This is a genomic window from Aquella oligotrophica, assembly GCF_002892535.1.
In the GTDB taxonomy this organism is placed as follows: domain Bacteria; phylum Pseudomonadota; class Gammaproteobacteria; order Burkholderiales; family UBA11063; genus Aquella; species Aquella oligotrophica.
The window spans coordinates 1,747,157-1,759,544 of sequence record NZ_CP024847.1 but is presented as its reverse complement, the minus strand read 5'-3'; the positions used below and the strand labels follow the sequence as shown (position 1 = coordinate 1,759,544).

Annotated in this window: 11 protein-coding genes; 6 read left to right on the top strand and 5 right to left on the bottom strand. The window is 35.4% G+C overall.

The genetic code is table 11. The features are described from left to right. The first annotated feature begins 12 nt into the window (after positions 1-12). Together CUN60_RS08105 and CUN60_RS08100 are read left to right on the top strand one after the other, a co-directional pair. Positions 13-1,428, top strand: a complete 1,416-nt coding sequence (locus CUN60_RS08105; RefSeq protein ID WP_102951553.1) for an NAD(P)/FAD-dependent oxidoreductase — start codon at positions 13-15, stop codon at positions 1,426-1,428. Positions 1,429-1,497: 69 nt separating this feature from the next. Then, positions 1,498-2,496: a ligand-binding sensor domain-containing protein gene (locus CUN60_RS08100; protein ID WP_102951552.1), complete on the top strand. Its 999-nt coding sequence runs from the start codon at positions 1,498-1,500 to the stop codon at positions 2,494-2,496. Positions 2,497-2,569: 73 nt separating this feature from the next. Here the strand turns inward: CUN60_RS08100 and CUN60_RS08095 are convergent, their stop codons facing one another. Next, a complete protein-coding gene (locus CUN60_RS08095) occupies positions 2,570-2,917 on the bottom strand; it encodes a TfoX/Sxy family protein (protein ID WP_102951551.1) in 348 nt (115 codons plus the stop codon). Between the two features lie 36 nt (positions 2,918-2,953). Then, complete coding sequence (locus CUN60_RS08090) at positions 2,954-6,052, bottom strand: glycoside hydrolase family 18 protein (protein ID WP_158649354.1); 3,099 nt, start codon at positions 6,050-6,052, stop codon at positions 2,954-2,956. Between the two features lie 307 nt (positions 6,053-6,359). Here CUN60_RS08090 and CUN60_RS08085 point away from each other — a divergent pair, with 307 nt between their 5' ends. The 4 genes from CUN60_RS08085 to CUN60_RS08070 all read left to right on the top strand — a co-directional run bounded on the left by CUN60_RS08085 (position 6,360) and on the right by CUN60_RS08070 (position 9,913). Beyond that, positions 6,360-7,016 carry an HAD family hydrolase gene (locus tag CUN60_RS08085; protein WP_102951549.1) on the top strand — a complete coding sequence of 219 codons (657 nt, stop codon included), beginning with the start codon at positions 6,360-6,362 and terminating at the stop codon, positions 7,014-7,016. An 86-nt stretch (positions 7,017-7,102) separates the two neighbouring features. Continuing rightward, positions 7,103-7,774, top strand: coding sequence for a phosphatase PAP2 family protein (locus CUN60_RS08080; protein WP_102951548.1), 672 nt, complete (start codon positions 7,103-7,105; stop codon positions 7,772-7,774). Then, positions 7,764-9,170 carry an ArnT family glycosyltransferase gene (locus CUN60_RS08075; protein ID WP_102951547.1) on the top strand — a complete coding sequence of 469 codons (1,407 nt, stop codon included), beginning with the start codon at positions 7,764-7,766 and terminating at the stop codon, positions 9,168-9,170. Before CUN60_RS08080 ends, CUN60_RS08075 begins: the two co-directional genes overlap by 11 nt. A gap of 17 nt (positions 9,171-9,187) precedes the next feature. Then, complete coding sequence (locus tag CUN60_RS08070; RefSeq protein ID WP_222593242.1) at positions 9,188-9,913, top strand: polyprenol monophosphomannose synthase; 726 nt, start codon at positions 9,188-9,190, stop codon at positions 9,911-9,913. Positions 9,914-9,942: 29 nt separating this feature from the next. Here CUN60_RS08070 and CUN60_RS08065 read toward each other — a convergent pair whose 3' ends face one another. The 3 genes from CUN60_RS08065 to CUN60_RS13085 are packed head-to-tail and all read right to left on the bottom strand — an operon-like array spanning position 9,943 to position 12,385. After that, entirely contained in the window at positions 9,943-10,812 is an 870-nt protein-coding gene (locus CUN60_RS08065) for an aldose 1-epimerase family protein (protein WP_158649353.1), read from the bottom strand. A 23-nt stretch (positions 10,813-10,835) separates the two neighbouring features. Beyond that, positions 10,836-12,044: a glycerol-3-phosphate dehydrogenase/oxidase gene (locus CUN60_RS08060; protein WP_245866389.1), complete on the bottom strand. Its 1,209-nt coding sequence runs from the start codon at positions 12,042-12,044 to the stop codon at positions 10,836-10,838. Between the two features lie 32 nt (positions 12,045-12,076). Then, a complete protein-coding gene (locus CUN60_RS13085) occupies positions 12,077-12,385 on the bottom strand; it encodes an FAD-dependent oxidoreductase (RefSeq protein ID WP_222593240.1) in 309 nt (102 codons plus the stop codon). Positions 12,386-12,388 lie beyond the last annotated feature (3 nt).

The following is a 12,388-nucleotide window of genomic DNA, read 5'->3' as shown; positions in this document are numbered from 1 at the left end:
ATTGGGGTTATCATGAATCGACGCGATTTTCTAAAAGTCGGGCTTGGCTTGGGTGCTGGCTTTGCTGGCGCAAAATTTTTAACTGGCAATAATGACAGTAAATTATTGCTTGAGAATATTATTGATACTGCCTATGATAGTTCTTCTACGAATACCTACTATAAGGATACTCAAAATAGTAAAGTTGAATTACCGCAATTAACTGATGATGCTTCATGCGATGTTTGTGTTATTGGCGGTGGTCTAACCGGAATCTCGACTGCGTTTCGACTTGCGAATGCGGGCTATAAAGTAATTCTCCTTGAAGCTGATAAAATAGCTAATCAAGCCAGTGGAATGAATGGTGGGCAAGTATTGACTGCTTATGAATGTGGCATGGAATATTTTGAAGATAAATTTGGTGATGATGTAGCACGTAAACTCTGGCAACTATCATTAGAAGCGGTAAATATCGTCAAGGATAATATCAGGAAATATGATATAAAATGTGATTGGCAAAGTGGTACTGGGATTACAGCCTTTCTTGAAAAGCATGTAGCTGATCTTGAAGAAGAATATGAAATAATGACTAAAAAATATCATTATAATCATATTCGCTTACTGGATAAAAAAGAAACCCGCGACTTAATTGATTCTGATTTATACTATGGTTGCCTTTATGATGATTTTGCTGGGCATATGCATCCACTAAATTACGCCCTAGGCATGACTAAGGTGACTCTTACTAATCCGAATGCTAGTCTTTATGAAAAAAGTCGGGCAACGGCGATCAAATTTAATCAGTCAGGCAAGCATATAATTAGCGTAAATGGTAAATATAATATTAATGCCAACTTTGTAGTTCTTGCTTGTAATTATAATAATAGTCTATTTGCGCCCGAATTAGCCTATAAAGTTACCAAATTTGATACTTATGTATTAGCAACTGAGCCACTAGAGGCTAAATTAGCTCAGCAACTGATTAAAAACCGAATGTCGGTATTTGATAGCCGGAATGTGATGAATTATTATCGGCTTACCGGAAATAATAGCCTAATCTTTGGTGGTGGCGATACCTTTGGGAAGGCAGATCCCGAGAAAGTAAAGGCGACACTTTATACAGAAATGATCAAAACTTTCCCACAGCTTGCCGGAGTAAAAATAAAAAATTTCTGGTACGGTGCTGATAGCATGACCTTAACTCTTGCACCAAATTTTGGACGGCTTTATGATACGGTATATTATGCCCAAGGCTATTCAGGGCAGGGCTTAGCATTAAGTAATTTGGCTGGAGTAGTTATTGCTGAAGCAATTCGTGGACAAGCAGGGAAGTTTGATTTATTTGCACAGATTAAGCCATTTGAAGTGACGAATATTGCAGGTGTTCAGAATGCAATTGTAAAACTGGGTACATATTATTTCAGAATGAAAGATTATTTTGGACTATAATAATCAGTATTTTATAATTAGTAGCTAATGATTAAAATTTAGATGAATTTAAGTGAGGGAAGAAAAAGTATGCATGTAAATAAAATATTGTTAATATTATTGTCCGCCTGTACATTAAATAGTTTTGCTGTTAGTGGTAGTTCTCCAGCCACTATGTCTACTCCAAGCCGTGCACATACTGCTGGTGTCTCGCAACAAAATAAATCTCTGGATCATTCTCCCGTGACTACTCTTAATACTATCTCTACTGGTGTAATTTTAGCATCAACTGAGCGAGGTGGTTTATTCTTATATCGTAATCAGAGATGGACTAGTCTTGGTAATTCTCCTGATGGACAGCAAATATACCGAACAGCTGTTCTTGATGGAGTAATTTATGTGCTTACTGCATCAAACATTCTTTATCAGGTTAATCCTTCAGCTAAAAAATGGCAATTGCTCCCTATAACAAAAAACCTTAAAATCTGGGATATTGCTGCAACTGGTGATTTAGTATATTTGGCGGGGAGCAATGGCGATAACTATTTATTACAAAAAGGAAAGCTGAAAAAATTGCCTTCGCTTGAGATTAAATCTTTATATGCCGTTTCTGAGCATGAGGTTTATGCTGGTGATGCTTCTGGTCAATTATATCGTTTTACAGGTAAATTACTGGATAAAGGATGGAAGAAAGAAGCTAGTCTTGATGGATACAATAAGCCTATCTGGTCAATTAATAAATCTCCAGTGGAGGGCATAATTGCTGGTACTGACAATGGTAATGTTGTAAAATATGATAAAGATACAAATTCTTTGCAGCCAATAGGTAATCCAATTTTGTCACAGTTTGACAATAGCAAAGTTTGGTATTTACAGGCTGATTCTGAAAATATCTACACTGTTACTGATAATGGTAGCCTATTTGTTTATCATGATGGCTATTGGAAAAAACATGCAATTAACATTGCTAATGAAACAGACTGTAAAATCTGGAGTATTTATATTTCTGGTAAGACCTTATATATAGGTACTGAAAGTGGGGTGGTTCTTGCCTATAATCTTGTAACTGACAAGATTTCTATATTATAATCAAGCTAAATAAATTAATACACTAGTATGATTCAGCAGTTATAAATTGGGGCATTGGATGTCCCCCATATTTTTAAGCTAATTTTTTGCCAGTTTTTTGAATTGCAATTAAATATGACTCTTCAAGTCGTTTTCTAATTGCATTTGGGTTTTCTATTGTTTCAAGTGGCACATTGATATAGTTAAGTTCAACTAATTTATTCTTTTGCTGATAGGTAAACGGATAGTATCCAAGGGCTTTATATTTCTCTTTCAAATCCTTATTAACCTTAGTATATAATTCGTTGTCAGCAATTATTGCTATAAATACATCATGCCAGTATATCCCATAACCACCAAACATTGATTTGGTCTTTATGCTATCAAGATGAGACAAAATATCATTGGTTATATAGTCTCTGAATTCTCTGTTTTTATTCATCGTTGATCTTGCCTTAACACTATCACATATAGTCTCCTAATTTAGGGGAATTGCTTCATCACAATTAGTTAGATTGTATAAGCGGCAAATTGGTTGTAGGTAGCTCATTGAGTTAACCGAAACGCCATTGGCCGTACCCTGTAATTGCAATGCCCAGATCATTGTTCCTGCACCACCTAATTGAGCAGCACTAGTTGCATAACTTACAGCCTGATTTGGAGTAGTTACATTACCACCCCAAGCTTCTGGGGGTACTTCTACACCAAGATAAACTGGACCTGAATATAGTGCTTTATATGCTTTTAGTGCGTCTAATGGTTTATAACCAGTTGTTGAAGCATTTCCTGCGTCATACGACATCAGAAATAGCATATCAAATTTACTACCAACCTGTTTTAATGGATTTACCCATAAAGCAGTTTTTGTACCAACTGGTCCATACTGAGTTGTTGGGTAAGCTTGAGTTCCATAGGCACCAATTGACCATACCGCAGCAGTCAAGTACATTTTTCTGCCAGTACTAGCTTGTATTTGATCAAGACCTGTTCTTAGTTGATTGATAATATTAATCATTTGGCTATCTGTTGGACAGCTAAGTGAATTAGTATTTAGATTGCTACAACCAGATGTATCAGCCTCATAATCAAGATCAATACCATCTATCCCAAGATCTTTAACTAGATTCATTAATGCAGGTACATTAATTGCTCCAAAGTTAGGATATGTTGCGCCACCAACCGATAGCAACAGTTTTTGTCCTTTTGCTTGAGCTAATTTAATAGCCCCAAGAGTAACATCTTTAGTGGCAGTAATTCCAAGTCCAGCACCAGTATAATTATAGCTACCAGCAGTATAGCTTGAATCTGGTTTGGCAAAAGCAATTGGAATTATACCAACATAAGCTGGAATTTTTGCTAATGAATAGGTAGCCGATTCCCAAGTTGCGCGTGCCATCCATGTTTCAAAATAACCAACTATTTGCTGACTTGGTGTTTGCACTTTAACTAGGTTAATAGTATAGCTTTTATTGGCAGTTACGCTTATCGTTAGAGGGGCAATTGCCTGATATTTATTATTCGTAATAACACTAAGTGTAACTGTATCTCCATTTATAAATTTATAAATATTACTTATAGTTACTGATTCGCTAGTGGAAGTTAAGGTTTCAGTATTAAAGGCATATTTATTATCTGAGAAAGCAAGGGTAACATTATCTCCTGCCGCTAGCCCAGTAATATTTATGGTATTACTAACTAGGTTACTTTCAGTTGATGCTGTGATATTACCAATAGCGGTAGTATTATTTACACTGATGTTGGCAATAGGTTGTGGGTATTTATAATAAACTCCCTTACTTGCTGATGCTAATCCATTTAATGAAAGAGAATAGCTTCCGGCTGTTAATGTTACTGCTTGAGCTTGACCAAATTTAGCCTGAATTGAGCTACTACCATTAGTTCCCGCAATTGTTACCGGGATACTATCTTGAGTAAATAATGATGTTTGTGGATTAATCGCGGTGAAGCCCAATGTTCCAGTTGTTGCTGGTTTTATACTATAATTAACACTCATTATTTTACTTTCTCCTGCTGCTAGCTGGATATTCGAACTTGGAGTATAACTTGCAATCAAATCAGTAGATAAATTATTGCTACTTAAAATATAAGTCCCTGTATTTAGGTTACTAATATTAAATATGCTTTTCCCTGTGGTCGTAGTTATTGTTGTCAATGTTTTACTAAAAGAACCATTCTGACTTGATAAGACTACTGGTATATTGCATGGCGTAGACGCTTTACAGTAATTAGCAACTCCACTACTATCTACTGTTAGCTGTAATGATGAATCAGCTACCGGTGTTGCGCCATTGATACTAGCTATCAGGTTTCCAGTTAATAATTTACCCTGTGGACTATAGCCAAAATTTACATTTAGACTACCATTAGCTGCAATAGTTGCAGAACTATTGACTACCGTTAATAATGCAGTATTACTGCTAGTAATAACCGATGCGAAGTCAGCAAAATAAGGCGAAGTGCTATTTACTTGGAAGCTACTGATAATATCGCTAGAACTATTACTATTAACTGCAATTGTTGTTCCTTTTAGCTGCTGTATGGTGTTACAGCTATTATTAATGGTAAATGAACCACTTACCCACCAAGCTGATGCGGTTGGTGCATTCATTGTTGCGGATAAACAGTTATTCACTGGATTTGTTAGATTCAGGTTTACGGCTGCTTGTGCAGTTTGTCCTGCGGTTAGCTGTACTACACTACTAGGTGTATAACTTACTGTTGCATCAGATGGTAAGCCATTAACACTTAAAGTATAATTTGCAGGTACTAAATTTTGTAAAGAATAATTATTTGAACCTGTGCTATTTGTGATTGTTGCAATATTTTTATAAATACTACCATTGCTATTTAAAAGATTTATAGTAATATTACAAGGTTTATTTTGTGTACATGTACTACTTAGGGCACTACTATTAACCGCAATATTTAGATTTGCTGTCGTTACTGGTGTAGGTGATGGAGTTGGTGTAGGAGTAGGGCTTGGTGTTGGCGTAATTTCACCACTAACCGCAACCGTTGCACCAGCTGTGGTTAACTGAACATTATTCCGTGCATAACCAAAATTAGCAGTGATGGTTTGATTTGCAGCCAGATTATACGTGTTATTGATAGTTAATGTTAGCTGGTTATTACTCGTTGTAGTAGTATAGTTAGGGCTACTACCAAGCCATGGAGAAAAGCTATTAACAGAAAAGGCTCCACTCGTCCAAGAGTCATTCGTTTTACCTCCGGTTAGGATAACTTTTGTTCCTGCTATTTGTTCCGAATTGCTACAAATATTCTTAACTTTAAAAGAACCACTCATATACCATACTGTGCTACTAGTATTAAAAACTAGATCAGTTGCAGTTAAACAGCTAGTTGCGACTTTACTGCTGCTAGCATTAGATGTGCTAGTTAATACATTTGGATTGGCATATTGGGTTAACTCACTGCCATTAATATCAACGGTTTGATTTTGGGGAGTGGTAGCTTGATTAGCTGTGCCACTATTACAACTAACCAATAAAGAGCCAAATAGGCTCATGGTTATCGTTTTTGTTAGGCTTGCTTTCATTTTGTTTCCCTCATTATGCTTATTTTTCAGAATTATAACAGTTAATTTATTGATTTTCATACAGCTATTTACGTATAACTCTTATACATAAATAGCTATTATTTGGGAAATTATACTCTTATTGTAGTTAATTAACTTATCCGTATTGGACAACTTTAAATAGCATGAGCTAGTAGTACTATTTTGGAGAGATAATATAATTCAATGATTGTAGCTATGCTATATACTACATATAAAGATGATATTATTTTCTTGATGCGGTTAGCCTGATATAATTAAGTTCTGATTAAATTTAGGTGTTGGTAGTATGGGGAAATTTAAAGCTGTAATTTTTGATTTGGATGGGACTTTACTGGATACGGTAGAAGACATAGCTGTCTCTGTTAATAAGGTTTTAGAGAGGCATTCTTTACCCAAACATAATTTAGATGACTATCGACGCTTTGTTGGGCGTGGTATTGCTAAGCTAGTGGAGCAAGCAACACCAACAGATAAACATAGCACTAGTTTTTTGAAGCAAATTTATTCCGAAGTTATAGCTGAATACTCAAAAAATCTTGATTGCTATACAAAACCATACCTTGGTATTAATGACTTGCTTGATGGCTTGAGTGAAAAAGGTGTTCGGTTAGCTATTTTATCAAATAAGGCTCATGAGTTTATGGCAGATGTGGTAAAAAGTTATTTCAGTAAATGGTCTTTTGATGTAGTTTTTGGTGCTCGTAAAAATATACCAACCAAGCCAAATCCATATTCTGTATTTGAAATTATGCAAATCATGCAGCTTAAACCAGTAGATATAGTTTATGTTGGTGATACTGACGTTGATATGCAAACCGCAAATGCCGCAGGAGTATTTTCGGTTGGTGTTGCATGGGGTTTTAGGAAGCGTGAGGAATTAGTTAATAATGGCGCAAAAGTTATTATAGATTATCCACATGAACTCTTAAAATTGTTTGCTTAGCTTAGGTACATTCTCTTTCTGCAAAATAAGCCTTAAAACATGGTAAAATACCCAAATTGAAAACATTTAGAAGTATCTGTTGAAGTATGCCACAAAAGCTGTATTTAGCTATAAGTTTAATAATCCTATGCTTAGTAACTTTTGCTTTAAGTCCTTATCTGGATCAGCAGCTTGCATCATTACCATATGATTATCAAACTAGGTATTTTTATGGTGAAATAGCCTTTTGGTGCAAAGTTATTTACTATTCGGTAAATGTAACAACATTTCTACTTATCCTTGTGCCACTTGCGATAATAGTCCTTACCTTAATGAAGAAAATACAGGTTAATCCTCTGATTGTAAGGAGAATGGTTTTAATAACTTATATAAGCCTAGCAATTGGACCGGGTTTATTGGTAAATACTTTTTTTAAAGATGAGTGGGGTAGACCCCGTCCATATCAAGTAATTCGTGATCATAAGCCATTCTCCTACCCATGGCAACCACATTTTAATCATCCAAAAGATAATAGTTTTCCTTCTGGACATGTTTCAATTGGTGCATTTATTGGTATCCCCTTTATAGCGGCGCGTCGAAAAAGACTCGGAGTTGCTTTGTGCATTGTGGGTACGATTGTTGTTGGTATAGTAAGATTTTTGCAGGGTGGGCATTATTTTAGTGATATTTTGATGGCTGCCATAATTGTTTGGAGCGTAAATTTAGTTGTAACCCTTTTAGTGGATAAGTACCTAATGAGAAATAAATATGGATCGTAAAGTTCTACTGGTTTTTATCTTGATTGTATTTATGCATCTTCTTTTCAATCAGTCCTTGCAATTACATTATGATGAGGCATACTACTGGGTGTGGAGCAAAAATCTTGCATTGTCCTACTATGATCATCCACCAATGATTGCCTATCTTATTCGGCTAACAACGCTTTTCTCGGATAAAGAGTTTTTTGTAAGACTTGCGGCAGTGTTGTGTAGTACAACTACGGTAATAATGATGTATAAGACAGCATTACGCATGTTTGGGCAAAAAGCAGCTGATGTTACAGTTCTTCTTGCTTTGGCATGGCCAATTCTTGAAGGTACATTTTTTATAACAACAATAGATAGTCCTCTACTCATGTTTTGGAGTATTACTCTATACTGTGTTGTTCGTGGATTCATTGAAAATGAATTAAAATTTGTCTATCTTGCCGGTTTGTTTCTTGGGTGTAGTTTATTATCAAAATATACTGCAATACTTATCTTACCTGGAATTCTTATTTATCTAATCTTAGCAGCAAAAAAAAGAAACAAACTCTGGAATATTAATACCTATTTGGCTCTATTGATGGCTATTGTTGTCTTTAGTCCGGTAATTATCTGGAATGCAGGGCATGATTGGGTATCTTTTGCCTTTCAATTTAAACATGGTATTGCTTCTGACAAAAGCCTAAATTTTGCCAGTTTTGGTGACTATATTGGTAGTACAATTGGTGCTGCAAATCCGTTTATCTCTTTAACAATTTTTGCCTTTATTTTTGTAAAAAGAAAACAACTTCTCCGTGATGAAAGGTATCTGCTTTTAGTCTCAATATTTCTCTTTGTTGTGGTGTTTTTTGCTTATAACAGTTTGTTCAAGTTCATGGAGGCTAATTGGGTTGCACCTGCTTATATAAGTGGTATTATTTTTGCGGCAGCTTGTCTTACTGAGTATAATCTTAAATGGGTTTATCGTACTGCAATAACTTTAATTCTGATTTTGTTACCTATTGCAAAAATGCCTGGTAAATTTGTGCCAAAACAGTTTCAGAGTAAAATTCCTGCGGTTAATGCGTTTATGGGTAATCAACAGTTATATGACAAGATAAGACAGAATTATTTACATGCTGGGGATATTGTTCTCTCCTGTGATTATGGCAATGCTTCACGGGGTTGGTACTATCTTGGACAAGGTAGAACTTATGTGTTAAGCAACTTTAAATTTACGGATAATTACCAATACTGGAATGATAAATTAAGTTACCCAATACAAAATGCTTTATACTATTGCGATAATGATGATTCAGGTAATATCACGTTACTAAAAGACTATTTTAAAGAAGTTAAACCATTAGGCAGTATAGCTTATAGAGATAATTTTGTTAATAATAAATTATATCTATACCGCTTATCTAATTAATTTTTATGGGTTTTATAATGAAGAAGCTGATAATTATTGCTACTTATAATGAAAAAGATAATATAGAAAAGATGCTTATGGATGTATTTACATCAGTACCTGATGTTAATATTCTGGTTATTGATGATAACTCGCCAGATAAAACTCATGAAATTGTAGAAAAAATAATCACTGAACGCTATCCAGATCAGCTTCACCTAATGAAGCGGTCTGGTAAATTAGGACTTGGTACAGCTTATATTGCTGGATTTAATTGGGGACTTGAGCGGGATTATGATGTAATCGGTCATATGGATGCTGATTTCTCGCATAACCCAAAATATCTACCATCAATGTTTGAAGCCTTAGCTAATGGCTATGACTTGGTGCTTGGTAGTCGCTATGTTAAAGGCGGTGGAGTGGTTAACTGGGGGCTAAAACGCAAAATTATAAGTCGTGGAGGTAGCCTTTATGCAAAAATAATACTGGGCTTACCTTTTAATGACCTAACTGGTGGGTTCAAGTGTTTCAAACGGAAAGTACTTGAAACAATTGGTATTAATGAACTTAAATCAACTGGTTATTCGTTTCAGATCGAAACAACATATAAAACATATCTTAATGGTTTCAAAATTAAGGAAATACCTATCATTTTTGAAGACCGGGTATTAGGTCAATCAAAAATGTCTGGAAGTATATTTAAAGAGGCGCTATTAATGGTTTTAAGAATGCGCCTAAATAAGAATAGCTTTATTAGAAAATAGTATTTTTATTTCTAGGTAGTATAAATGTGCTAGTATCCAAATTCAATTGAGTAGTATTGTTCCCAGCTATTTGATGGAGTAAGCTCAATTATTCCTGATTTATACTGTATTTCCTGATTAAAGTCTATACTATCTGCATGTCCGCACCAAGGTTCCAAGCAAATGTATCTGGCTCCTGGTTTTGACCAGATACCAAACCAAGGAAAATTGTCAAAACTCATCTTAATATATTTGCCAGTTTTCTTTTCAGATAACTTTGCCCAGCTTTGTTCATAGTTGCTATAAATTAAGGCATCATTATCAAAGGTATTTTCGGTGATGTCTATTCTGTCAATATTAACCTGGCTACTACCAGAAAATAACCCATTTTTGTTAAGAGTATGTAAGGTTAGTCGCTGGTTGGCAGCAAACTCTATCTGATAATCATTTAATTGATGACTCTCATCAAAGGGGCATTTAAATGCAGGATGTGCACCAACGCTGAAATAAGCAGTCTGTGCATCATGGTTTATTACACGAAAGGTTGTAATGAGTACGTTATCTTTAAGAGTATAGGTGACTGAGAAATCAAGATTAAAAGGGAAAATATCTTTTTCTAAACTATAGGTGTTAATCTTCAGTGTAACGCTATCTAGTGAGTGCTTGCTTACATTGAATAGTGATTGCCGAGCAAAACCATGATTATTTAATGGATAGTTCTTTTGGTTGAAGCTTATATAGCCATTTGCGGTTCGTCCAACTACAGGAAATAATATTGGAGACACTCCTGCCCAGATTGAGGGATCACCATTCCACATATATTCATTATTATTTTTGAGGTTCTTTACGCTTCTGACTTCAGCACCAAGTAAAAATACTTCGACTTTTAATAATTTATTCTCAATAGTTACGGATTTCAACTTTTGCTCCAAATTTAGCCTTATCAAGAGGCAGAGTTATTTTCAATCAAGTATTTTGCACCTTCCAACATCAGTTGTTTTAGCTGCTGCTGTTGCCAGAGATGATCATAGCCAAGCTCGTTTGCCATTAGGCTTGCAACCGTAGCAGCACTAGCAAGTGCAGCTTTGCTATTTATGAAAAGTGCTCTAGTTCTTCTAGCTAGAATATCTTCAACTGTTCTGGCTTGCTCATGGCGCACATGATAAATTACCTCAGCTTGAAAATAAGGTAATTCATTATGTAATAATTGAAAATTATCTAATTCCTGTTGGATTTTGACTATTTCCTCTCGAGCTGTTCCATAAATTCCTAGTGGATATGGTGTTTTTTCTGTGGTATAACCAAAAAGTCTCAGATGATGTGTCCTTGACTGTGTTTTATGGAGCTTTCTGGTTTTCTCTAGGTAATCAATCGTGTCTTGTCCCATCCGGCGATAAATAGTCCATTTACCGCCAGCCATAGTGATTAAACCATTGTTAGTTTCAAATATTTCATGTTTTCGGGAAATCTTTGCCGTATTTTTATCTTTTGCTGATTTTACCAGTGGGCGCTGTCCGCTAAATACCGATTTTATATCATGTCTGCTGACTGGTTTATTGCAGTATTCACTCAAGACTTCAAGAATAAAATCGATCTCATTCTCTTGTGCTTGCGGGTCAAGAGTTGGTTCACTAACTTTTATATCTGTGGTTCCAACCAAAGCTTTATCATGCCAAGGAAGGATAAATAACACTCGTCCATCGCCAGTTTCTGGTATTAGGATTGCATGATCTGAATTAAAAATTTCTTTATCAAATACCAGATGCGTTCCTTGTGCTGCGGCTACATTTTTATGTTCGGTAGTTTTTTCCGCCAGATTCATAATTGAATCGCTAAAAGTTCCTGTTGCATTAATTATATGCTTGGCAAAGTAAGTTTTAGTTTCTTCATTAAGTTGATTTTTAACTACAATTCCATTTATTTGTTTATTATCAGCATAGGTAAAATCAGTTACTTTTGTATAGTTTAATGCTGTTCCACCAAGAGTTTCAAAAGTTTTTACTAGCGTAATCAATAGTCGTGTATCATCAAACTGCCCATCCAGATATACTGCGCCACCAATTATCTTTTCTGAAGCCAGATCGGGAGCTTCCCGGAGGGTTTCTTCTTTCGATAAGAAGCGGCTTTTTCCAAGCCTTAGTTTACCTGCCAGACTATCGTATATTTTTATTCCAAGCCAGTACTTTATTTTTTCTTTAATATTTTGAAATGGAATAAGGTAGGTTTGTGCTTTTGCCAGATGCGGGCATTGTTAATAAAGTAATAGCGTTCTTCTAAACCTTCTTTAACTAGAGCAAAATCCAGATTAGCTAGATAACGGATTCCACCATGAACTAGTTTAGTTGATTTTGATGAAGTTCCCTTGCCGTAGTCATAAGCTTCAACTACCAAGGTCCGATAACCGCGGCTAGCTGATTCGAGAGCAATCCCAAGTCCGGTAGCTCCTCCACCAATTACAATAATATCATATGTTTCGCTATTGCTATTTGTCATTTG